This is a genomic window from Thalassospira sp. UBA848 (assembly GCF_002295455.1).
Classification (GTDB): Bacteria; Pseudomonadota; Alphaproteobacteria; order Rhodospirillales; family Thalassospiraceae; genus Thalassospira.
Map to the genome: position 1 here is coordinate 43597 of NZ_DBGS01000032.1, position 26946 is coordinate 70542.

The window sequence follows — 26946 nt, forward strand, 5'->3', positions numbered from 1 at the left end:
GCGATTGACAGCATCTATGACATGCGCACCCTTTTTGATGGCATCCCGCTTGATCAGATGTCGGTTTCCATGACCATGAATGGTGCGGTTCTGCCGGTCATGGCGCTTTATATTGCGGCCGCCGAAGAACAGGGCGTTGCGCACGAACAGCTTTCTGGCACCATTCAGAACGATATTCTGAAAGAGTTCATGGTGCGCAACACCTATATCTATCCGCCAAAACCATCGATGCGCATCATTTCGGACATCTTTGCCTTTACCTCGCAAAACATGCCGAAATTCAACTCGATCTCGATTTCCGGCTATCACATGCAGGAAGCCGGTGCGACGGCCGATCTTGAACTCGCCTATACGCTGGCGGATGGCATCGAATATGCGCGCGCCGGTCAGGCGGCGGGCCTTCCGATTGATAAATTCGCGCCGCGTCTTTCGTTCTTCTGGGCGATTGGCATGAACTTCTTCATGGAAATCGCCAAGATGCGTGCGGCCCGCATGATCTGGGCCAAGCTGATCAAACAGTTCGATCCGCAAAACCCCAAATCGCTGTCGCTGCGTACGCATAGCCAGACATCGGGTTGGTCATTGACCGCCCAAGACGTATTTAACAACGTCATCCGAACCTGTGTTGAAGCCATGGCATCCACCCAAGGCCACACCCAGTCACTGCATACCAATGCACTGGACGAGGCACTGGCCTTGCCGACCGATTTCTCGGCCCGGATTGCACGTAATACCCAGCTGTTCCTGCAACAGGAAAGCGGCACGACGAACGTCATCGATCCGTGGGGTGGTTCATACTATGTCGAACGCCTGACCCGCGATTTGGCGGAAAAGGCATGGGCGCATATCGCCGAGGTCGAAGAACAGGGCGGCATGGCCAAGGCGATTGAAGCCGGCATTCCAAAAATGCGCATCGAAGAAGCAGCTGCCCGCACACAGGCCCGGATTGATAGTGGCCGTCAAACTTTGGTGGGTGTGAACAAATACCGCGTCACCGATGATCGCCCGGTTGATGTGCTTCAGGTCGATAACGCCGAAGTCCGCCGTCAGCAGATCGCGAAACTTGAACGCCTGCGGGCCGAGCGTGACAACGCAGCAGTTGAAAGCGCGCTGACCGCGCTTACCAATGCCGCCGATGCTGGCAATGGCAACCTGCTTGAACTGGCTGTCGAGGCGGCGCGTGCCAAATGTACGGTCGGCGAGATTTCCGATGCGCTTGAAAAGGTCTATGGCCGTCATCAGGCGGTTATCCGATCCATCTCCGGCGTTTATAAAACCGAGGTCGGTGCTGATAACGAGGCACTGGCCAAGGTTGATCGCCTGATCACGGAATTTGAGGCCAATGAAGGCCGCCGTCCGCGCATCCTGATCGCCAAGATGGGGCAAGATGGCCATGACCGTGGGCAGAAGGTCATCGCGACTGCCTTTGCCGATCTCGGCTTTGATGTTGATATCGGCCCGTTGTTCCAGACACCGGAAGAAGCCGCCAAACAGGCAGTGGAAAACGATGTTCATATCGTTGGCGCAAGTTCGCTTGCCGCTGGCCACCTGACCCTTGTGCCGCAGTTGCGCGCAGAGCTCGACAAGCTTGGCCGTGAAGACATCATGATTGTTGCCGGGGGCGTGATCCCGCCGCAGGACTTCGACAAACTGTTCGAAGCCGGGGCCGAGGCGATCTTCCCGCCCGGAACGGTCATTGCCGAAGCAGCTGGCGACCTGCTAGAAAAGCTTAATCAGTCTGGCGAGGAAGCGGCCTGATCGCCGCTTCCTTCCAGCTCGACGTAACGCTTTGCTGGCGTGAAACGCGCCAAATTCAAGGAACGCTTGGTGAAAGAAACACTGCGCACCATACCTGCAGGCTCTGGCGGCACGATCAGCCCGCGCAAGGCCGTGCGCAGACGTGTGCTTTCGACCGATGAAATCGTCGAAGGGGTTCTGGCAGGCGACCGTACCATTCTGTCGCGGGCCATCACGCTGGTTGAAAGCCGCAATCCCAAACACTTTGAGCAGGCCCAAGCCGTTCTGGCCAAACTCATGCCCGATACCGGCGGATCACAGCGCATCGGCATTACCGGCGTTCCCGGTGTCGGCAAATCGACCTTTATCGAGGCCTTTGGCAAGAACCTGACCAAGGCCGGAAAAAAGGTTGCCGTGCTTGCCGTTGATCCGACCAGTGCGCGTTCGGGCGGGTCCATTCTGGGTGACAAAACCCGGATGAACGAGCTTTCGATTGATCCCAATGCCTATATCCGCCCATCGCCAAGCAGTGGCTATTTGGGCGGGGTCAATCGCATGACGCGCGAAACCATCCTTCTGTGCGAGGCCGCCGGGTTTGATGTGGTTCTGGTCGAAACCGTCGGAGCCGGGCAAAGCGAAACCATGGTCGCGCAAATGACCGACTTCTTCCTGGTTCTGATGTTGCCCGGTGCGGGCGATGAGCTTCAGGGCATCAAGAAGGGTGTGCTTGAAATTGCCGATCTGATTGCGGTCAACAAGGCCGATGCCGATCCGGCCAAGGCGCGCGAGGCCAAACGTGAATATTCCTCAGCTTTGCGGATCATGCAACCCAGCAGCAAGCATTGGCGACCGCAATCGGTGATGGTTTCAGCGCTCATCAATGACGGGCTTGATAACATCTGGGATCTGATCAATCAGCACCGCACAGTGATGGAAAAGGAAGGCGAGTTCACCGCCAAACGCGCCAGCCAGCAACATGACTGGATGTGGACAATGCTGCGCGACCGGTTGCTTGAAACCTTTACCGCGCGTGATGACGTGGCAAGCCGACTGCAGGCACTTGAGGCCGATGTTTTATCGGGCACCACCAACCCGACTGCTGCAGTCGAGGAATTGCTGGGCCTGATCAAGACGGTTGCGAAATAGGCAAACAAAAGGCCGCACAAAATGCGCGACCTCTAAAACATCAAGCTAAAGCTGGCTTACTTGGTTTCTGCTGCCTTGAGCTTTTCTTTCAGGACTTTAAGCTTCTCGACGGCATCATTGATTTCCTGATCAAGATGCTTGAGGCCTTCGCGCTTTTCGGTCGGCACAGATTCGAGCTCATCCAGGGCTTTCTCTACGATATAAAGCATCCTGCGATCCTCCTTGTTTTGATATCGGCGACGTCATTTGCGTGGATAGGCCACCGCAGACGTCGACGCTGGTTAACATAGCACCAAGCATGGACCAACCGATGTGTAATTTCAAAGACATGGATCAAGAATGATCCGAAAGTATCAACCGGCTGTCTGTTCAAGACGTTCCTGAAGGACCCGGATGCTTTCGGAGGTTGATTGCAAAACCTGTTCAAGGCCGGAGAGTGTTTCACGGGCTTCGCGCGAGACCGCTTCGACTTCATCAAGCGCGCTTTCAAAGATATCGAGCATGAATGTGCCCTTTCATTGTTGTTTTTGATGGTTCAAAGCTAGCCGCCAAATTCGCTGAAACCGTGTCAGCAATGCGCTATTTCTGCCGCATTCCGATGTGAGAACGCGCAGGACGGCAAGGCTGATCTGTGATTTTTCACCGGCAGGTTTGGGTCAATTGTGGTAAAAGCCGCCCACTGATTTTCTGAAACCGGAATTGATCACGATGACGCACTTGGTGCTGGCACCGATGGAAGGACTTGTTGACTGGCGCGTTCGGCAATTGCTGAGCGCGACTGGCGGGTTCGACCTGTGCGTGACCGAGTTTATCCGGGTGTCGCAGAACCTGTTTCCGGCACACGTGTTTCATCGCTATTGCCCGGAACTCTTGAACGGCGGCAAGACGCTTTCGGGGGTGCCGGTTCTGGTTCAGCTGATGGGGCACGATCCGGAACTGATGGGTGAAAATGCCGTTGTCGCGGTAGAGCTTGGCGCGCCGGGCATTGATATCAATTTCGGCTGCCCGTCCAAGACCGTGAACAAGCGCGAAGCCGGTGCGTCGCTGCTGAAATGCCCGGAAAATCTGTATGAAATCGTCTCGGCCGTACGGCGTGCGGTGCCGGATCATATCCCGGTCAGCGCCAAGGTCCGGCTTGGCTATTCCGACAAGGAGATGTTCCTTGATATTGCACGTGCGGTCGAAACCGGTGGCGCGCAGCACCTGACAGTGCATGCGCGCACCAAGATGGAAGGTTACAAACCGCCGGCACATTGGGAATATCTTGCGCGCATTCGCGAAGCCATTTCAATTGGCATGACCGGCAATGGCGAAATCTGGGATGTGACGGATTATCAGAAATGCCGCGACATTTCAGGCTGTGACAGCTTCATGCTGGGCCGTGGGGCAATCGCCGCACCGGATCTGGCCACCCGCATCAAGGCGTTTGAAAACGGCGCACGTGTGCCGCGCGAAAGCTGGGCCGATGTTCTGTCCATGTTGCTCGCCTATTGTGATCTTATGGCGTCAGATGGCGCGTCGGAAAACCATCAGGCCGGGCGTATCAAACAGTGGATGGCGTTGATCCGCAAAAGCCATCCGCAAGGCGAAAGCTGCTTTGACGAGATCAAGCGCATCCGGTCAATTGATGAGCTGTGCGCCAAGCTTCGCCACGACATGGCCTTGCCGGAAAATCAACGGACAAACGACCTTATGGCTGCGGAATAGCCGGGAATTTCCGAAATAAACATCAAAACAGAACGGGCGGCCAGTGTGGCCGCCCGTTTTTATTCGATCAACTCTTTGGGTCCTGATCAAGTACCAAAGCCAAAGTCATCAGCATCCAGATCATCCGGATCATCAACACCCATCAGGGTGACAGATGCATCATTGCCAAGTTCGATGACGACATTGCCGTCGGTATCGACATGCATGTCATTTTTGATCTGGTTGAAGTTGTTGTAGCTCCATTCAGACAGATCAATGATGTCTTCGCCCGGCGTGAAGTCGGTAATGATGTCATGACCATCGGTTTTGCCGATCTGGAAGGTATCCCAGCCCGTCCCACCGGTCAGGGTGTCATCGCCAGCACTGCCATAAAGATGGTCATTGCCCGAACCGCCGAGCAGCAGATCATCACCAGCATTACCCCAAAGCGTATCGTTGCCAGACCCACCATCAAGGGTGACATCGCCATAGCTTTCGACATCGCTGGTCAGGTCGATGATGTCATCACCGTCGCCGGCTTCGATCACCTCGATCCCGCTGATGCGGACATCGTCATGGGCATCACTGACACTGTCGCGGATGAACAGGGCGTCATTGCCGCTGGTCATCTGCAAGGTATCGACACCATCGCCACCGATGAAGACATCATTGGACTGGTTGTAGCCATCCAGATTGACGTATTCGCCGGTACCTTCATCGCCACCATCGTCATGGCCCCAGCCATTGCCGTTGTGGTTATGGTGTCCCCAGCCGTTATCGTGCTGATGACCATCCTCGCTCGGGGAGCCATCATTCAGTGCGTACCAGCTGCTATCCCAAACGCCATCGGCGTTATATTGCAAGACATCATCGCCAGCACCGCCATTGAGGACATCTTCCCCAGCACCACCGGTGATCGTGTCAGCACCCGATCCACCCCACAGGGTATCGTTGCCATCACCGCCGTTGATTACATCATCGCCCGCATTGCTCCAGACGATGTCATCGCCGGTGCCGCCCAGGATCGTGACATCACCGTAAGACAGCGTGTCACTGGTCAGGTCGATGATGTCATCCCCATTGCCAGCATCAATGACTTCGATGTTGGAGATGCGCGGGCTGGTGCCCGGATCGGTTTGGGTATCTTCAAGGAACAGGGCATCGTTACCACTGGTCATGGCCAGCGTATCGGTGCCCGAACCACCATCAATGATGTCCTCGGAACGGTTGTAACCCGAAAGATTGATCTGTTCGTTGGTACCATCCATGCCCGGATCGCCAACGTTCTTCGCGGCATAACTGCCGGTCCAGTTCGCATCTTTCTGGTATTCGATGTAATCGTCGCCAGCACCGGCATCAATCAGGTCCGAGCCCTTGCCGCCATTGATGCTGTCATTGCCATCGCCACCCCAGATGGTGTCATCCCCGTCGTCACCGCCAAGGATGTCATTGCCATCAAGACCCGACAGCAGGTTCGCACCATCGTCGCCGAACAGGTAATCGTTGAAGTCCGAACCAATCAGATCTTCGATCGAGCTTAGCGTGTCATTGCCGTTGCTGCTGGTTGCCGTGCCGCTTTCAAGGCTTGCGGCGACTGCGGTGGTCGAGTTGGCATAGCTTGCGGTATCACGACCGGCACCACCAACCAGACTGTCATGACCGGCACCGCCCATCAGGGTGTCATTGCCGGCATCGCCATACAGTTTGTCGTCGCCATTGCCGCCTTCGATGGTGTCATCGCCTTCGCCGCCATAGAGACGGTCGTTGTTTTCACCGCCATCAATAACGTCGTTACCGTCACCACCAAGGATGCTGTCATCGCCCGTACCACCATTGATGGTGTCGTTGCCAGCTTCGCCATACAGCTTGTCCTGACCCTGACCACCGGTGATGGTATCAGCACCTTCACCACCCCAAACGCGGTCGTCACCCGACCCACCATCAAGGGTATCGTTACCGGTACCGCCGGTGATGCTGTCCTGACCACTGCCGCCTTCGACTAGGTCATTGCCCGCATCACCCGACAGCGTGTCGTCACCATCACCGCCATACAGGCTGTCATTGCCATCCATGCCCGTGATGGTGTCCTGACCATTCAGGCCATAGACGGTGTCATCACCCGACAGGGCGGCAATCGTGTCGTTGTTGCTGGTGCCATAAAGCAGATCATCATACGGGGTCGGCCCGCTTGTGGACTGATCGACACCGACGAACATGTCAGCATTGAGCTGGCTCAGCGAGACGCCAACAAGGGTCAGCGTGCCCTGACCATTGAGGTCAATCACGGTGTCATTGCCGACCTGGGTCATCTGGTCTTGCAGATCATCCCAGTCATCAATGTCGAGCGACGCCAGATTGATCGTGTCTTCGTTGACGTTGAAGTCGGTAACAACCTTGTTGCCCGCATTGTTGGAAACAATGATCTCGTCCGCGCCGGAACCACCGGTATAGGTGTCATCACCCGCACCGCCATCAAGGGTATCGTTGCCCGTTCCACCAAGAAGGGTATCCGCACCATCGGTTCCGGTCAGCGTGTCGTTCCCGGCACCACCATCCATCAGATCGTTGCCACTGCCACCCGACAGGACGTCATCACCGTCACCACCACTGAGCGTATCGGCACCGTCACCGCCCAAAAGCGTGTCATTGCCGATACCACCATCAAGGGTGTCGTCACCGCCATCACCAGACAGAAGGTCATTGCCCGCACCACCGGCGATGCTGTCATTGTCATCGCCGCCATACAGAACGTCGTCACCGCCTTCGCCGTCAAGCGAGTCACTGCCCGCGGAACCGTAAATGGTATCGGTGTCATCGCCACCGGAGATGGTGTCATCACCGTCCATGCCGTCGATGTAATCATCGCCGCCGCCGCCATCCATGACGTCGTTCCCGGCATGGCCGATCAGGCTATCGTCACCGGCATTACCCTCGATGACATCATTGCCTTCATTGCCTTCGAGGCTGTCATTGCCTGAACCGCCAGAGATCACGTCATCGCCGCTGCCGCCCGTGATGGTGTCATCGCCATCACCACCCGACAGGCTGTCATTGCCTTCCATGCCGTTGATGGTGTCATTACCGGCACCGCCATCGACAGTGTCATCACCAGCCAGCGCATCAATATAGTCATCTTCGCTGGTGCCCAGCAGGACATCGTCAAACGGGGTCGCGCCACCGTCATTTTCGATGCCGATGAACATATCGGAAGACACATCATTCAGGCGCACACCGCGCAGCGTGACAGATCCCTGATCACCAAGATCAATGACCGTGTTGCCATTCACTTCGGACAGAAGCGGGGCCAGTTCCGACCAGGTGCTGATATCAAGCGCATCAAGCGAGATCTGATCTTCGCTGGTGTTGAAGTCTGTAACGACCTTGTCGCCGATCAGGCTGGTGACCTGCACAACGTCCGCACCCGATCCGGTGTGGATTTCATCATCGCCTTCGCCACCATCAAGGGTGTCGTTGCCATGACCGCCATACAGCTTGTCATTGCCCGCACCACCATCAAGGTAGTCATCACCGGGTTCGCCATGCAGCGTATCGTTGCCTTCGCCACCGATCAGGGTATCGGCACCATCGCCGGTCCAGATCGTGTCATTTCCTTCACCACCATCAACGGTGTCTTCGCTGATGTCGGCTTCGACATTGTCAAAGGTGTCATTGCCCGCACCCAGATCAACCTCGTTGTCCTGGCTGTTGCCATAGACATAGTCGTCATGGGCGGATGCGATGACCTTTTCGAAGTTGGCAAGAATATCGCCGACCGCATCACCGCCAAAGGCACGTCCGCCTTCACCCGGATTGTGGGTATGGGCGTCGGTGTCACCAAGGAAGATTTCAACGCCTTCGTCGGATCCTTCGTAACTGATGGTGTCACGGCCATCACCACCATCAAGGTAGTCGCCGCCAGCACCACCTTCGATGGTGTCATCACCGGCACCACCCAGCAGGGTGTTATCACCGCTTGACCCGGTCAGGACATCGTCGCCATCCGAACCGATGACGTTTTCGATGTTGCTGATCGCATCCGTCCCGGTTTCTGCCGAGGTCGCGCTACCAGCCGACAGATCCACCGTCGCACCGTCTGCGGCAGACATATCAAGCGTATCTTCGCCGTCACCACCATCAAGGGTGTCGTCGCCTGCCGCTGCCATCAGGGTATCGTCACCCGCACCGGCATCGACGACGTCGTTGCCCGCGCCATCGTCAATGACGTCCGCACCATCGCCCGAAACAATCGTGTTGTTGGCTGCGTCACCGGTAATGGTATCTGCCGCCGCACTGCCAATCACATTTTCAAAGCCGGAAATGGTGTCATTGCCGGTTTCAGAACTGCTTGCCGTACCGGCCGCAAGATCAACGGTCGCACCACTGGTGGCTTCGGAAAGATCAAGGGTATCATCGCCTTCACCGCCGGCCAGGGTATCATCACCCGCACCGGCCATGACGGTATCATTGCCTGCACCGCCATCGACGATGTCAGCCCCGGCACCAGCATCAATCATGTCGCTGCCGTCACCACCATTGATGGTGTCATTGCCTTCACCGCCATCCAGGGTGTCGTCACCGGCACCGCCTTCAAGCACGTCATCGCCAGCGCGGCCCGAAAGGATATCGTTGCCCAGGCCACCGGTCAGGGTGTTGTTATCGTCCGAACCGCTGAGCGTATCGTTGCCATCCGAACCAATCAGGTTCTCGATGCTTGAAAGCTTGTCGGTTTCACTCGCACCGACTTTTGCCGTACCGGTTGCAAGGTCGGCATTTACCGCACCGCTTGCATCGCTGTAATCGGCAGTATCGGTACCTTCGCCGCCAGCAAGGGTATCATTGCCTGCACCACCGGACAGCGTGTCGTCACCGGCACCACCGTCAAGGATATTGGATTTGGCATCGCCAGCAATCGTGTCGTCATGGTCCGAACCGACAACGTTTTCGACATGATAGATCGAATCATTCCCGGCACCACCCGTTGCAGAGTAGTTCGCCAGATCAACGTCAACACCGGCGGAAGCATCGTCATATGTGACGGTGTCATTGTCGGCACCACCGACAATGATGTCGTTGCCTTCGCCACCGCGCAGGGTATCGTCACCGATACCGCCCTGCAGCGTGTCATCGCCAGCACCGCCTTCGACAATATCATCGCCGTAGCTGCCATCGACATAATCGTTGCCCGCACCACCATGCAGGTTGTCATCACCAAGTTCGCCGTTGATGGTGTCGTTGCCTTCGTTACCCCACAGGGTATCGGCACCCGCACCACCATTGATGGTGACATCGCCATACGAAATCGTGTCGCTGGTCAGATCGACCACGTCATTGCCGGCACCGGCATTGATGACCTCAACCCCGTCAAGGCGTGCGCCATCGGTCGCGGTTTCATCAACCGTGGTGTCGAAGCTGATCGAGCGAACAAAGAAGTCACTGCTGTCAGAACCGGAAGAACCGTCTGCATAGGGTTCGCTTTCGAACGCGATATAACGGAACTCAACCGGGTTGCCACTGCCATCGGTGGCATTTATGGACGCCGTGCCGACACCGTTGCTGGTGTAATCAATCGTGCTGTCATCAAGCGTGCCGGATGCAACAAGGTTGCCGTCGGCATCAAAGGCCTGCCAGGAACCGATCTCGCCGCCGCCTTCACCGGCCATCAGGTTGGAAACCTGAACCGTGGCCGTGGAGGCATCCGAACCAAGATCGACAACAATGGCTTCGCTTTCGCCGGACTGGGCATCGTGGTTGATCTGACCACCGGCAGTCGTGCCGCCGTCATTGCCGATACCATTACCGTCAAAGGTGACGGTGTCATCAGCCGCAGCAAGGTTCAGCTTGCCATCGCCATCAATATAGGACGTGCCAAAATCAAAGGCATACAGGTTGGCATCCGACCAGGCCGCCTCGACATCCGCGGAGCTCGCCGAATCAGTCAGGCCAAGGGTCCGGGTTTCGGTCGTTGGCGTAGTCGTCTGGCCATCGCCCAGTTTCGAGCCATCGAGAACCAGCGCATCCTCACCATCGGACATATCAAGGGTGTCATTCCCCTCGCCACCGATGAAGGTGTCATCAGAGATGTTCTTGCCGCTGATATCGGCAACATCACCCGTACCATCAACGCCCGGGCTACCGGTGTTTTCGGTGGTATCACCGCTGGTGGCTGTGCCGTCTGCTTCGAAGTTCAGGACGTCGTCGCCCGCACCGCCATCAAGGGTATCGTCACCAGCACCGCCGCTGAGTTCGTCATTGTCAGCACCACCCGAAAGGGCGTCGTCGCCTTCACCACCGCTCAGCGTATCGTTGCCAGCACCACCATCAAGGCTGTCACTGCCCGTGCCGCCATCAAGGGTGTCGGCACCGTCATTGCCAAGCAGGGTGTCATCACCCGCACCACCGGCAACCGTGTCATCACCGGCAAGGGCATCGATGGTGTCATCATCATCGGTCCCGTCTAGGGTGTCGTCGTACGGGGTCGCGCCATCAGTGATGTTGTTGAAATCATCAGCACTCAGGTCGCTGAGAGCAACATTGACGAAGGTCACCGTACCGCCAGCAGGCAGGGTCAGGACCGCGTTACCGTCGCCGTTCTCACTTAGCAGCGGAACCAGATCACCCCAGCTTTCGAGGCCAAGATCATCAATCGAGATTTTGTCTTCGCCAGGAGTGAAGTCGCTTACGACATCATCATCGGTGCCATCGGCAAAGATGAAGGTATCCGCACCGGCACCACCGGCAACCGTGTCATCACCCGCGCCACCGTCAATAGTGTCATCCCCGGCACCGCCGCCGATAACGTTATCGCCGTTCGATCCGGTAAGCTGGTCATCACCGGCACCGCCTGTGACATTTTCAAAGTTCGAAACCTGATCATTGCCGGTCTCGGCCGAACTTGCCGTCCCCGCACCAAGGTCGACAACCGCACCACTCGATGCGTTCGACATATTCAGGGTATCAGTGCCATCGCCACCATCAAGGCTGTCATTGCCAGCACCGGCGATGACCCTATCGTCACCAGCACCGGCCCGCGCAAGATCACTGCCAGCGCCATCGGAAATGACGTCGTTGCCCGCACCGCCATCGATCAGATCGATACCGTCGCCACCATCAATGGTGTCGGCACCCGCACCAGTGGAAATGGTGTCATCAGCACTGCTGCCGGTAACGGTGTCATCACCGGCACCCGTAACGACATTTTCAAAGCCGGAAATAACATCAGCACCGGTTTCGCTGCCGTTGGCTGTGCCATCCTGCAGATTGACCGCGACATCCGCGTCGACATCGGACATATCGAGCGTGTCAAAGCCGTCACCCCCCGAAAGGGTATCGTTGCCAGCACTGCCGACCACTGTGTCATTGCCCGCACCGGCATCAACGATGTCATTTCCTGCACCGGCATTGATGTGGTCATTGCCATCACCACCGCTGATGCTGTCATTGCCTTCGTTGGTCCAGACGGTGTCGTCACCCGTTCCGGCATCAACCGAAACATCGCCATAAGACTCAGTCTGGCTGGTCAGATCGACGACGTCATCGCCTTCGCCTGTGTCGATGACTTCGACACCGGAAATAGACGGTGCATTCGATCCATCGGCATGATCGTTATCAAGAATGATCGCATCGCCAGCTGACGTACCGACAAGGGTATCGACACCTTCGCCGCCATCGAACTGATCATCGCTTAGACCAAGGCCCTCAAGGTCGGCAACATCGCCGGTGCCATCGACACCCGGGCTACCGGCATGGTCGGTTTCATCACCGGCTTGGCCAATACGGTCCGCTTCGAACTGAAGAACGTCGTTACCGTCACCACCATCAAGGGTGTCAGATCCTTCGCCACCGCCGAGCGTATCATTGCCGCCACCGCCAATAACGGTGTCATTGCCTGATCCGCCGCCAACAGAGTCATCACCATCGCCGCCGTCAACGGTGTCGTCACCGTCACCGCCATCGACAGTGTCATTACCGCCGCCGCCGCCGACAGAGTCATTGCCGCTGCCACCACCAACGGAGTCATTTCCATCACCACCGTCGACAGAGTCGTCACCATCGCCACCGTCGACCGTATCATTGCCACTGCCGCCACCGACAGAATCGTTCCCACTGCCGCCGCCAACGGAATCATCACCGTCACCACCGTCAACGGTATCGTTGCCGTCGCCGCCATCGACGCTGTCATTGCCGCCGCCGCCATCAACCGAATCGTCGCCGTCACCACCGCCAAGAGTGTCTTCACCCGGCGTGCCGACATTGTCGATACCAGTGAAGTGATCCGGGGTCAGATCGCCCACAGCCACACCCGACAGGGTCACCGTACCGCCAGCTGGCAGGGTAATAACCGCGCCGTCTGGGCCATCAGACAGCAAGGGTTGCAGATCGGTCCAGGCCGAGATGCCCAGATCCGGAAGTGAAATTGCGTCAGAAGTCAGGTCGAAATCGGTAACAAGGTCGGTATCCGTGCCGTCTTCGAAGACAAACGTATCCGCACCGCCACCACCCGAAAGCGTGTCGTTGCCGGCACCTGCCGCAATGGTGTCATCACCGGCACCGCCAGACAGAACATCGTCGCCCGCACCACCATCAAGGGTGTCGTTGCCTGCACCACCGTCAATGATGTTGGCATCATCGGAACCGGTAATGACGTCAGCGCTGTCCGAGCCGGTTACATTTTCAAAGTTCGCAATGGTGTCCGATCCGGTGTTGGCACCACTTGCCGTACCGGCCGCAAGATCGACATTCACACCACCCGTGGTGTCAGACAGATCAAGGGTATCAATACCGTCGCCGCCATCGATATCGTCGTCGCCACCATCAAGGGAAACGGTGTCATTGCCCGCACCGGCATCAATCGTGTTATTGCCAGACGATCCGGTGATGGTGTCATCACCATCGGTCGCAATGACATTTTCAAAGCCCGAAATGCTGTCGCTGCCGGTTTCAGCGCTGCTTGCGGTGCCTGCGCCAAGATCAATGGTCGCACCATCGGCGCTCGACAGATCAAGCGTGTCATCGCCGTCACCACCGATCAGAATATCGTCGCCAGCACCGGCTGCGATGGTGTCGTTGCCAACACCACCGTCAATGGTGTCAGAACCTGCGCCGCCATCCAGGACGTCGTCACCCGCACCGCCATCAAGGGTGTCGTTCCCGGCACCGCCATTGATGTTGTCGGCACCTTCGCCGCCCAGCAGGACGTCATTACCATCATTTGCCCAGATGGTGTCATCGCCTGCACCGCCATCGACCGTGACATCGCCATAGGAATGGCTGTTGCTGGTCAGGTCGACGACGTCATTGCCGTCGCCAGCATCGATGTTTTCGATATCAACGATGGACGGGTTGGCCGCACCGTTTTCATGATCGCGATCAAGAATGATCGCATCGTCACCAGAACCGGCAACCAGCGTGTCAGTGCCTTCGCCGCCAACGAAACTGTCATCAGACAGGTTCTTGCCCGAGATATCGGCAACTTCGCCAGTTCCGTCGGTGGTTGGGCTGCCGACATGATCCGTGGTGTCACCATCTGCGGCAACATTGTCACCTTCAAACGACAGAACGTCATCACCGGCACCGCCATCAATCAGGTCGGCACCTTCGCCACCGGCAAGCGTATCATTGCCCGCACCGCCCGAAAGCGTATCGTCACCCGCACCACCGGCAAGGATGTTGTCACCGGTCGACCCGGTCAGGGTGTCATCACCCGCACCACCGGTCGCACCTTCGATACCGTCAAGGGTATCGGTGCCATCGGTCGCTGTACCGGTGCCGCTTTCAAGATCGACAACCACACCATCGGTCTGGTCGGAATAATCGACGATATCGTCGCCTTCGCCGCCGATCAGGGTGTCGTTACCAGCACCGCCCGAAAGCGTGTCATTCCCGGCACCGCCATCAATGACATTATCAGTCTCACCACCAGCAAGCGTGTCATCATGGTCGGAGCCGATCAGGGTTTCAAAACCGTCAATGCTGTCATTGCCTGCACCACCGGTCGCAGTACCGGCATCAAGGTCGGCATTCACACCACTTTCGGCGTCTTCATAAGACAGAATGTCTTCGCCCTCGCCGCCGATCAGCGTATCATCGCCGCCATTGCCAAAGACCGTGTCATTGCCTTCGCCGCCATCCAGGATGTTGGCGTTTTCATCGCCGATCAGAACATCATCGCCATCACCACCGGTGACGTTTTCGATGCTTTCAAGGGTATCGTTGCCAGCCTCACCCGTCGCGGTGCCAGCACCCAGATCAACGGTGACACCTTCAGATGTGTCGGAATAATCGGCGGTATCACTGCCATCGCCACCGCGCAGGATATCGTCACCTGCGCCACCGATCAGCGTGTCATTGCCCTCGTCGCCATAGATGTCGTCATCGCCAGCCTGACCGTCGACGATGTCATCGCTTTCAAGGGCATGGATTTCGTCACTGATCTGGCTACCGGTGATGTCATCTTCGAACTCGGTGCCAAAAATGGCGTCATAGCCAAAGAAGTTGTTCTGACCAAGATCATCGACCGAGACACCTTCAAGGGTGATGCTGTCGCCATCGCCAAGGGTGATGACGGCATTGCCGTTTTCATCATCGGCCATCTGGTCACGAAGGGTGGCATAATCCTCGATGCCATAAGCAGACAGATCAATGATGTCGTTTTCGACGTCAAAGTCGGTCGCGGTGTCATGTCCGCCACCCGGCGCAAGCACGATCAGATCTTCGCCTTCGCCAGTGATCAGGACGTCATCGCCTGCACCACCGACCAGGGTATCGTCACCCGATCCACCATCAAGGGTATTGACCCCGTCGCTGCCAACAAGGGTATCGGTGTAGTCGGTACCAATGACGCGCTCGAAATTCCGAACGATATCGTCGCCACCGCCACCCGTCGCGTATTCCTTGACCAGATCGACCGTGACACCGGAATCCATGTTGGAATAATCGACAGTGTCGATGTCGTCTTCGCCATCGCCGCCATCAAGGATGTCATCCCCGGCATCGCCAAAGACCCAGTCGCTGCCAGCGCCGCCTTCGACAATATCGTCGCCTTCGCCGCCAGAGAGGGTGTCATCGCCAGCTTCACCCAGAAGGATGTCGCCACCGGCACCACCATCGATGATGTCGTCGCCTGCACCACCGCTGATTTCGTCAATGCCTTCGCCGCCATCGATCACATCAGCACCGGCACCGCCATCAATCGCGTCGCCGCCAGCACCGCCGGAAATCGTGTTGTCGTTTTCATCACCGACGATCTGGTCGTTGTAATCAGAACCAACAACGTCTTCGATATCGACCAGCGTATCATTGCCCTGACCGGTTGCGGTGCCCGCCCCTAGATCGACATCGACGCCCTGATCCGCACTGCTGTAGTCGGCGGTATCGGAACCTTCGCCGCCATCAAGCACATCATCGCCCGCGCCACCGACAAAGGTGTCGTCACCGGCAAGGCCGGTCAGGGTGTTGTTTTCGTCATTGCCCGACAGGGTATCGTCAAACAGGGTACCGGTGACGTTTTCGACGCCTTCAAGGACATCATCGCCGTCACCACCGGTGACCGTGCCCGCCGCAAGATCGGCAGCAATGCCGGAACCCTCGGTCGAGTAGTCGGCGGTATCGTTGCCATCACCGCCACGCAAAACATCCGATCCGGCATTGCCAACCAGCGTGTCATCGCCGGTTCCGCCATCAAGCGTATCGTTACCTTCGCCACCGATCAGGCGGTCATTACCCGCACCACCGTCGACCGTGTCATCGCCACCAAGCGCGTTGATGATGTCATCGCCACTGCCGCCGATCATTTCATCGGTGTTTTCAGATCCAAGGCGGACATCAACACCAACGAAGTTATCTGCAGTCAGCTCTGACGGGGTAACGCCCTGAAGCGTGATGGTATCGCCGCTGTCAAACGTGATGGTCAGATCGCCATTGGCATCCGTCCCGAACATGTTTTCGAGCGCGCCATAACCGGCAATATTGAAGCTGGTAAGGTCGATGGTATCGACCGCAGGATTGAAATCAGTGACCGTGTCTTTGCCGTCACCCGGATTGAAGACCACCTGATCGGCGCCTTGGCCCAGGGTCAGCGTATCATTGCCCGCACCGGCATCGAAGGTGTCGTCGCCTGCGCCACCGATAAAGGTGTCGCTCTGTCCGCCACCGATAAAGGTATCGCTGAACTCGGAACCACGGATGGCCTCGATGCCTTCAAGGGTATCGGTACCGGTTGCTGTGCCCGAAACGGTATTGTTGCTTGTATCAACCGTGACCGCGGCCTCGGAGTCGATATAACTTGCAGTATCGACACCTTCGCCACCGATCAGATGGTCATCGCCCTCGCCCGACAGAAGGGTGTCATTCCCCGCACCACCATCAAGCGTATCGGAACCCGCACCGGCGGAAATGGTGTCATTGCCAGCGCCACCTTCGACAAGGTCATCGCCGCTGCCCGACGAAATGACGTCGTTGCCTTCGCCGCCCGTAATAGTATCGGCGCCATCGCCGGTCTCGATAATATCATCGCCTGCACCGCCATCGACGATGTCGGCACCTTCGCCGGTGGTGATGACGTCATTGCCTTCGCCAGCATTGACGGTGTTGTCACCGTTACCGGCATCAATCACGTTGCCCGTGTCATCGCCAATGATCAGGTCATCACCGTCACCGGTCGTGACATTTTCAATATTGGTAAAGGTATCGGTATCAGTGCCATCGGTGGCTGTGCCGTTGGTGAAATCAACGGTCTGATCACTGGCAAGGTCGGACAGATCAAGGGTATCTTCACCCGCGCCACCATCGATGGTGTCGCTACCTGCACCGCCGCGCAGTGTGTCATTACCAGCGCCGCCCAGAAGAACGTCATCACCTGCACGCCCATCAAGGATGTCATCGCCGGCCTCACCCGAAAGCGTGTTGCGACCACTATCGCCACGCAGGGTGTCTGCATTGGCAGAACCAGAAACGTTTTCGAAGTTCGAAATCGTATCGCCGGTACTGGTGACACCTGTCTGCAGGTCGACCGATACACCTGATTCGCCAGCGAACGAGACGGTATCTTCGCCTTCGCCACCATCAAGGTTATCAATGCCCGCACCACCAGAAATCGTATCGTTACCAGCGCCGCCTTCGATCACGTCGTCACCACCACCGCCGGTGACGATGTCGTCGCCGTCGCCAGCAAGAACGGTATCGTTGCTACTACCACCGGTGATTACATCATCATGGTCGGATGCAATGATCTGTTCGATACCGCTAAAGGTATCTGTGCCTGTGTCTTCGCCAGAGGCAGTATTGGTTTCCAGGTTGATATCAAGACCCGATGCCGCATCAGAATAATCAAGCGTGTCGGCACCAGTACCACCAACATAGGTGTCATCGCCCAGTTCACCGACAAAGCTGTCATCCCCTTTGCCGCCGTCCAGAACGTCATTGCCGGCACCACCGGTCAGCATGTCGTTCCCGGCACCGCCATCGATTACGTTATCGGCTTCGTTACCGGTGATGGTGTCGTCATATTCTGTACCGGTGACATTTTCGAAACCGGAAAGGGTATCGTTGCCATCGGCACCGGTTGCGGTCCCGGCAGCAAGATCAATGTTCTGCGCCCCGGTTGCCTCGGAATAATCAAGGGTATCGGTCCCCTCACCACCCGACAGGGTATCATCACCCGCACCACCGGCAATTACGTCATCGCCAGCGCGGCCATCAATCGTATCGTCACCAGCCCCGCCCGACAGGGTATTGGCTGCATCCGAACCACCGATGCTGTCATTGGCATCCGAGCCGATCACATCTTCGATGTTGCTCAACAGATCCGTACCGTCGGCCTTGTCAGTCGAACCGGCTTCAAGGTCGACATCAACACCGGTTTCGCTGTTGCTGTAATCAACAACGTCCTGCCCGGCACCACCGTCAATGACATCGTCGCCAGCACTGCCGTTGATGGTATCGTCGCCGGCACCAGTCAGAATGGTGTTGTCCGCATCCGAACCGGTAATCGTATCATCCAGCCCCGAACCGATGGCATTTTCGACATTCAGAACCGTGTCACCGGTTGCCGAGTCCGTTTTGCCAGTTCCAAGATCAAGAGTGACACCGTCTTCCGCGCCAGAATAGTCAACGGTATCAATGCCATCGCCGCCATCAATCAGGTCACTACCCGATCCGCCGCTCAGGGTATCGTCACCCGCACCACCCAGCAGTATGTCATTGCCGCCACCGCCCGACAGGATGTCATCGCCATCCTCACCCGACAGGATGTTATTCCCCTGACCACCAGTGATGGTATCGTCATAGTCAGACCCGTTCAGGTTCTCGATGCCTTGGATCTGATCATTGCCAAGCCCAGAAACCGTACCGGCCGCGAGATCGGCTGTAATGCCGCCGGTCGCATTGCCGTAGTCAACGGTATCAATACCGGAACCACCGCGCAGAACATCATCGCCTTCGGTGGCAATCAGGCTGTCGTTGCCGACGCCACCATCAATTATATTGTCGCCGTCATCGCCAGACAGTGTATCGGCATGGGCTGAACCGGTAACGTTTTCGATGCTTTCAAAGGTATCTTCACCCGCTGCACCACTTGCGGTTTGTGCAGCAAGATCAACCGTCACACCACCCGTGGCATTTGCGTAACTTGCAGTGTCGCTACCGTCGCCACCTGACAGGGTGTCGTCCCCACCAAGCCCTTCAAGGATATCGTCGCCCTCGCCGCCGACAAGAATGTTGTCCGCGTCAGAACCGGTCAACGTATCATTGCCCGCCCCGGCCACAATGTTTTCAACATTGCGGATTGTATCATTGCCGCTTGCGGCGAATGCTGTTCCTTCCTGAAGGTTGACCGCGATGTCACCGGTCTCATCGGAATAGTCGACCGTATCAACGCCGTCGCCACCATCAAGGATGTCAACGCCCGAACCACCGTTCAGGGTGTCGTCGCCAGCCCCACCAAAGATGCTGTCATTTTCTTCGAGACCGTAAATGGTATCGTTACCATCAAGGCCCGAAATGGTGTCCTGGCCATCGGTACCCGAAATGGTGTCATCACCTGAGGTGCCAACAATGTCACGCACACCGATAAAGCTGTCTGCGGTGATCTCATCAAGGCTGACACCTTCGAGCACCATCGACGTGCCTTCACCGAAATCAATGACAAGGTCACCGTTTTCGTTTTCGGACATGTTCTCGTAGAGTTCGCCATAGGTATCGATACCCAGAGCACGGATATCAATCTGGTCTTCGCCAACCGCAAAGTCGGTGATGGTATCGGTGCCATCATCTGGTCCGACGACATAGACGTCCGCACCGGAACCACCGGTCAGCGTATCGTCGCCACCGCCACCGGTGATGGTGTCTGCACCGGCACCGGCATTGATGATGTTGTCGCCAGCGTCGCCCGTGATGGTGTCGGACTGGCCAGACCCGATAACGTTTTCAACACCGCTGATGCTGTCGGTGCCATCGGCATCGGTTGCCGTTCCTTCCGACAGGTCAATATTGATCGCACTGCCACCCTCGTAAGTGACGGTGTCATTGCCAGCGCCGCCTTCAATAGTGTTACTTCCCGCACCACCAACCAGCAGATCGTCACCGGCACCGCCGTCAAGGATGTCGTCACCAGCACCACCAGAAAGGGTGTTGTTCGCGTCATCCCCGATCAGGGTATCAGCGTGATCAGAGCCGCGGATGCTTTCAATGCCTTCGAGCGTATCGTTGCCCGCAGCACCGCTTGCAGTCCCTGCCGACAGATCAGCAGTAACCGAACCGCCCGCATCGCTGTAATCGGCCGTATCAAAGCCATCACCACCCACAATGGCGTCATTCCCCAAGCCACCGGACAGTGTGTCATTGCCAGCGCCACCGAGTACGGCATCATCGCCGTCACCGCCCGACAGGGTGTCGTCACCATCACCACCAAGCAATGCGTCGTCACCGTCACCACCGGAAATAACATCACGACCGGCACCGCCGGACAGGGTGTTCGCACCGCTATCCCCGATGAGCGTGTCGTTCTGATCGGAACCAATGACGTTTTCGATATTGCTCAGGGTATCTTCGCCGCCGATACCGGTTTCCAGATTGACTGAAACACCACCACCGGCAGAGTAATCAACTGTATCTTCGCCGTCGCCGCCATCGATCACATCCTGACCGGCGCCACCGCTTATCGTGTCGTCGCCGCTGTTACCGAAGATGGTGTCTTCGCCAGCACCACCATTGATGGTGTCATTGCCTGCCAGACCGTCAATGATTTCGGCGGCGTCAGACCCCTGCAAGATATCGTCGCCATCGGTTGCACCGAGGGAGTCGATATCAATGAAGTTATCCGCCGTAAGATCTTCCGGAGAGACACCCTCAAGAACAATCGTTTTGTTGTTGGCCGTGATGACCGTATTGCCGCTGTCATCGGTGCCAAGCATTTTCTTGAGCGCTTCGAAGTTCGGAACATCAAAGCCAGAAAGATCGATCTTGTCCTCTGACGGATCGAAATCTGTGATGACTGTTTGGCCGCCTTCATCGCCGAAGATAAAGGTATCAGCACCCTCGCCGCCAGAAACAACATCATTACCTGAGCCAGCGTTGATGGTGTCATCGCCTGCACCAGCCTGGATGGTGTTGTTGGCGTCGGAACCGGTAAGAATATCGTCGAATTCCGTACCGATGACGTTTTCAATCGAGTTTAGGGTATCATTGCCCTCCGCACCCGATACGGCACCAGAAGCAAGGTCAACCTCAACACCACCAGACGCGTCGGAATAGGTAACGGTATCCGAGCCGGAACCACCGGAAAGCACATCATCACCTGCACCACCCGACATGGTGTCGTTGCCGGCACCACCGTTGAGCACGTCATCTCCGCCACGGCCAGATAGAACGTCGTTGCCGCTGCCGCCATTCAGGATGTTGGCATTGTCGTCGCCTGACAAAATATCGTCGGAGGTCGAGCCAGTGACATTTTCGAAATTGGCAATCGTATCGGAGTCTGCACCCGTTGTTGCCTGACCGGTTTCAAGATCGACTTCGACGCCACCCGCAGCCCCCTGATAGCTCAGCGTATCGTTGCCTTCGCCACCATCAAGGTCATCGCTTCCCGCACCACCATTGACCACGTCATCGCCGGCGCCACCGGTGATGGTATCCGTGCCCGTTCCGCCGGAGATGAAGTCGTTGCCGTCACCACCATCAATCGTGTCATTGCCTGCGCCGCCGGAAACCGTGTCGGCGCCTTCCTTGGCGGTGATCGCATCGCTGCGGTCTGTACCGAAAAGAATGTCCTTGTTTTCGGTACCTTCAAGCGAACGGATGCCCTTGAAGTTGGCAAAGGTCAGGCTATCGGGATTCACACCTTCAAGCGTGATGACAGCATCGCCAACCGTGATCGTGGCATTGCCTGCTGCATCTTCACCGATGAAATCGGCGATGTCAGAGAACAGCTCAAGACCATCAATACCCTGAATATCAATGATATCATTGGCCGGGTCAAAATCGGTAACCAGATCATTGCCGCTATCGGAGGTGACCACAAAGGTATCTGCGCCGGAACCACCGCTGAGCGTGTCGTCACCGCCACGACCATCAATGGTGTCATCGCCTGCGCCAGCGGCAAAACTATCATTGCCGCTGCTGCCGAGCATGGTGTCGGCGGCCGCACTACCCTCTATTTCCTCGAAACCGGAAATCTGGTCGGTGAAGTTGTTGCCAGTGACCGTTCCTTTTTCAAGATCGACTGTGACACCTGCACCAGGATCCTCCGCACCGGAATTATAGCTTAGCGTATCATTGCCTTCGCCACCGATAAGGGTGTCATCACCGTCACTGCCAAAGACAGTATCGTTGCCCGCACCGGTATCAATGATGTTGTCGTCATTATTGCCATAGACGACATCATCGCCGGTGCCGGAAACTACGTTTTCAAATCCTGAAATGGTGTCATCACCATCACCGGTCGCTGTGCCACCGGCAAGGTCAACGGTAACACCGCCATCAACGTTGGTGTAGTCGACGGTGTCATTGCCTTCGCCGCCCGACATCACGTCATCGCCGCTGCCACCGGAAATGGTGTCATTGCCAGCGCCACCTGACAGCACGTCATTACCACCGCCGCCTGAAAGGATGTCATCACCCCCCAGACCCGAAAGGGTATTGGCGGCGTCATCACCGGAAATTACATCGTTATTCGCGGAACCAGCGACATTTTCAAAGTTGGAAATCCGCGCCGTACCGGAATCGGACGTCGCCGTGCCGTTTGCAAGATCGACATTCAGGCCCGTCACATCGCCGAAGCCGATCGTATCAGTGCCTTCGCCGCCGTCGACTGTATCGTTGCCACCAACACCACGCACAATGTCGTCGCCAGCACCGGTCGAAATGACGTTGTCATCTGCAGAGGCAAAAACCGTATCGTCGCCAGCACCGGTAATGACGTTTTCGACACTTCGCAGGGTATCAGTTTCGCCGGAATCACTGTCACGCGCTGTGCCGCTACCCAGAATGACTTCCTGTCCGCCTTCGCGCGCACTCAGATCAAGGGTATCGCTGCCTTCGCCACCAATGATGATGTCTTCGCCATCTTCACCGAGGAACAGGTCATCGCCGGCACCGCCATCAAGGATGTCATTGCCACCGCGCCCGACAAGCGTGTCATCTCCGGCGCCGCCACTCAGGACATTGACGCCGTTGTCGCCGTAAAGTTCGTCGTCATAGCCCGAACCCGTCGCGTTTTCGATGCGATCAAGGACATCGTCGCCATCGGCGCCCGTCGCTGTTCCGGCTTCAAGATCGACCTGAACACCGCCATTGGCGCCGGAATAATCGACCGTATCAATGCCTTCCTGACCGCGTAGAGTATCGTTACCAGCACCGCCCGAAACCGTATCGTCGCCATAGCCACCCGAAACAACGTCATCGCCATCGCCACCATCAAGGGTGTCGTTGCCGCCATAGCCATAGACTGCGTCGTTGCCGGAAGTCCCGGTACCGACATCGTCGTCTTCGCTTTCAAAGATGCGGCCAAAGCCACGGAAATCATCCGCCGTCAGGCTATCGCTGCTAACACCTTCAAGGGTCAGGGTGCCTTGGTCACCGAAATCGATAACAGTATTGCCGTTACCGTCATCGGACATCATGGTTTGCAGGGTTGCAAAGTCCTGAATGCCAAGCTTCGACAGATCAACAATGTCTTCTGAACCGGTAAAGTCGGTAATCGTATCGTTGCCGAAATTCTCGGTCAGCTCGAAATCATCATCGCCCGCGCCACCGGTCAGGGTATCATCACCCGCACCACCGGTCAGGGTGTCAATGCCAGCCCCACCTTCAAGAACGTTATCGGCATCATCACCGGTAATATAATCGTCATAGTCGGAGCCGATAACGTTTTCGACCATCTGGACGACGTCGTTACCAGCACCACCTGTCGCGGTTTCATTGGACAGGTCGACCGTAACACCGCTTTCTGCGTCACTATAGCTGGCAGTATCAATGCCGCTACCGCCCTGAATGTGGTCATCACCCTGACCACCACGCATGAAATCGTCGCCCGATCCGCCAGCCATGACATCATTGCCGTCACCGCCAACCAGAAGATCGTCGTCGGCACCGCCCTGCAAAACGTCATCATCGGCGCCGCCAAACAGGCTGTCGCTGCCGTCACCGCCCTGCAGGATATCCTGACCGTTTTCACCACGCAGAACGTCATTACCGGCACCACCCTGCAACAGATCGTTGCCAACGTTGCCTTCCAGCGTGTCATCGCCACCATTGCCCTGAAGGGTGTCATCACCTGCACCACCGCCCAGAACGTCAGCGTCATCGCCGCCCTGCACCACATCGGCACCGGCAGTCGGGGTATTGTCGTACGCAGTTGCGTCACCATCATCGGCATCGGTTACGCCAGACCCGGTTTCAGCATCGCCTTCGCCGGTCGCGTTCGCATCCGTCGCGTCATCGCCTGCGGTGGTTTCGCCAGAAGAATCCCCGGTTGTTTCACCAGCAGGGGCGCCAGCTTCTGCACCCGCATCGGTTTCGCTGTCAGCCGTGGCGTCTTCGCCGGAGGAATCCGCGCTGCCGGCATCAGAGCCGGATGTTGTTTCACTACCAGAATCGGTGGTTTGCGAACCGGAATCTGTCGACCCTTCACCGGATGTGCCACCGGTTTCCCCGGTCGTTTCATCAGTGGTTTCGCCAGTCGTCTGTTCGCTTTCCGAAGACGTGGTCGTATCTGAACCGGTCCCGGCACCAGCCTGGGCACCGGACGTCGTGTTTTCTTCTTCGGTCTGGCTGGTTTCACCCGTCTGGGTTTCTGTACCACCTGCTTCACCGGTGGTTTCTGCGCCGCTTTCACCCGAGGTCGTGTCGCCCGAAGACGTTTCTTCACCGCCAGTTTCCGCGCCAGAAGTGCCGGTGCCGCCCGCACCGGAAGTTTCACCACCGGTCGTCTCGTCACCAGACGTACTGTCTACCGGCTGCCCGGAGACTTCACCGTCGGTTTCACTGGTGTCAGTGCTGCCAGTATCTGTTCCGCCGGCCTCAGCATCGCCACCGGATGTGTCGGAAGCCGGATCACCTGTACCAAGGGTATCTTCACCGCTGGCACCCGATGTGCTGTCAGAACCGCTGCCGCCCGTGGTCTCGCCACCAGTAGCATCGCCGCCGGTGGTTTCGCTTCCGGAAGTTGATTCCGATCCGCTTTCCGTGCCCGTATCGGTTTCGGTCTCTGAACCGGTTAGGGTTTCGCCACCCTCGGTTCCTGATGTTTCTTCACCGCCAGAAGTGGCGTCAGAACCGGATTCATCGGTGGATTCCGACCCGGATGCAGTTTCATCGCTGGTGCTGTCCGTACCGTTCGACGCACCGGTGGTTTCACCATCTGAACCATCTGTCTGCCCACTGGTCTCATCGGTCCCGGTTGCATCACCGGATCCCGTGCCGGTGCCGGTTTCGGTCTCAGAGCCAGCATCGCCGGTGTCGCCGCTGTTGGTGGTGTCGTCCGCGCCACCAGAAGTGGTGTCACCTGCGGCGCTATCTTCCGCAGTTTCAGATGAGCCTGTTGAGCCGCTGTCGGTTCCAGAATCACCGGAAGTGGTTTCACCGGAACCCGTTGCGTCGCTGCCACTGCTGCTGTCTGTCTGACCGCTAGTTTCGCTGTCCGAGGCACCTGTGGTGGCATCCCCTGACGTTTCACCGGTCGTCGCATCAGAATCCGTAGAATCCGTCGTGCCGGTTCCGTCAGATCCATCGGAACCACTTTCTGCACTGCCGGTTTCCGTTTCGCCCGTGCCAGAACTACCTGTCGTGTCACTGCCTGCAGAGTCATCGGTTGTCGAACCGGAATCACTTTGCGTAGACGTATCCTCTGCACCACTGGTGCGACCGGCACCGGAGTCGAGATTGACTTCAACACCCTGATCAGACCCGCTGTAATCAAGGGTGTTTTCGCCAGCACCACCGTCAATAACGTCCGATCCGTCACTGACAGCAAAGGTATCGTCACCGTCGCCGCCAGAAAGGCTGTTGTCGCCCGAGTCGCCGGTCAGAACATCATTGCCTGATGTGCCGCGCAGGTTTTCAATATTTTCAAAGGAAGTACGATTTGCGCCAGTGGCATCCGTCGAGGATCCCTGCGAAATATCAGCGCGCACGCCATCTGAAGCCCCATCGAATGACAGGGTATCTTCACCCGCACCGCCATCGATGTTGTCCGTTCCGCCGCCCGATGAAATGACATCATCACCATCAGAACCAACGATGGTGTCATCACCTTCGCCGCCTTCGATGACATTGGCTTCACCCGCAGCCGAAGTCGCATCCTCGCCCTCGGACGCGACAGACACTTCGTTGATTCGCGGAACGTCAACCAGCGTTACATTGGCAAGCTCTGCCTTCGAAACGCCTTCGAAAACGACCTTGTCGCCGGTTGAAAAGACGATAAACGCGTTGCCCGCCGCATCCTCGTCGACCAGCGCCATCAGCTCGCTGACACTATCAACGCCAAGATCGCTCAGCGCCAATTCGTCTTCGTTAACGTTGAAATCGGTAATCGTGGTTTGCTCAAACCCGCTTTTGAGCACAAAGGTATCGCGCCCATCACCGCCGGTAACAACATCCTCACCCTCGCCCGATTCGAGAATGTCGTCGCCTTCGCCACCAACCAGGGTGTTGTCGCCACCATCGCCCACCAGAACATCGTCATAAGCACTGCCGATGACGTTCTGAATGTTGGTGAAGACCTGCGTTGCTGCGGATTGCGGATTGCCTTCGCCCGAAGAGCCAGACCCAGAATCATTTTTGACCGCGTCAGAATCACCTTCCGAGCGGTCATCAAGTACCTGATCAATGTCGGTGTCGGTTACTCCAACACCATCGTCTTGGTTGGCGGGCGAGACCAAAGCGCGT

The 26946-nt window shown here is 57.2% G+C and carries 6 protein-coding genes; 3 read left to right on the plus strand and 3 right to left on the minus strand.

Annotated elements, in window-relative coordinates:
* A partial coding sequence (gene scpA, locus B2R48_RS03735; protein ID WP_296997952.1) for a methylmalonyl-CoA mutase occupies window positions 1-1758 on the plus strand: 1758 nt, incomplete at its 5' end.
* Between the two features lie 69 nt (window positions 1759-1827).
* On the plus strand, window positions 1828-2883 hold the full coding sequence (gene meaB / locus B2R48_RS03740; protein WP_296997955.1) for a methylmalonyl Co-A mutase-associated GTPase MeaB: 1056 nt from the start codon (window positions 1828-1830) through the stop codon (window positions 2881-2883).
* Window positions 2884-2939: 56 nt separating this feature from the next.
* Here the strand turns inward: meaB and B2R48_RS03745 are convergent, their stop codons facing one another.
* Window positions 2940-3092 carry a hypothetical protein gene (locus B2R48_RS03745; protein ID WP_157088462.1) on the minus strand — a complete coding sequence of 51 codons (153 nt, stop codon included), beginning with the start codon at window positions 3090-3092 and terminating at the stop codon, window positions 2940-2942.
* Window positions 3093-3236: 144 nt separating this feature from the next.
* Window positions 3237-3386: a hypothetical protein gene (locus B2R48_RS03750; RefSeq protein WP_157088464.1), complete on the minus strand. Its 150-nt coding sequence runs from the start codon at window positions 3384-3386 to the stop codon at window positions 3237-3239.
* Between the two features lie 205 nt (window positions 3387-3591).
* On the opposite strand from B2R48_RS03750, the gene B2R48_RS03755 reads away from it, so the two are divergent.
* Window positions 3592-4590, plus strand: a complete 999-nt coding sequence (locus B2R48_RS03755) for a tRNA dihydrouridine synthase (protein WP_296997959.1) — start codon at window positions 3592-3594, stop codon at window positions 4588-4590.
* An 86-nt stretch (window positions 4591-4676) separates the two neighbouring features.
* Here the strand turns inward: B2R48_RS03755 and B2R48_RS03760 are convergent, their stop codons facing one another.
* Window positions 4677-26939: a hypothetical protein gene (locus tag B2R48_RS03760; RefSeq protein WP_296997962.1), complete on the minus strand. Its 22263-nt coding sequence runs from the start codon at window positions 26937-26939 to the stop codon at window positions 4677-4679.
* Between the last annotated feature and the right edge of the window lie 7 nt (window positions 26940-26946).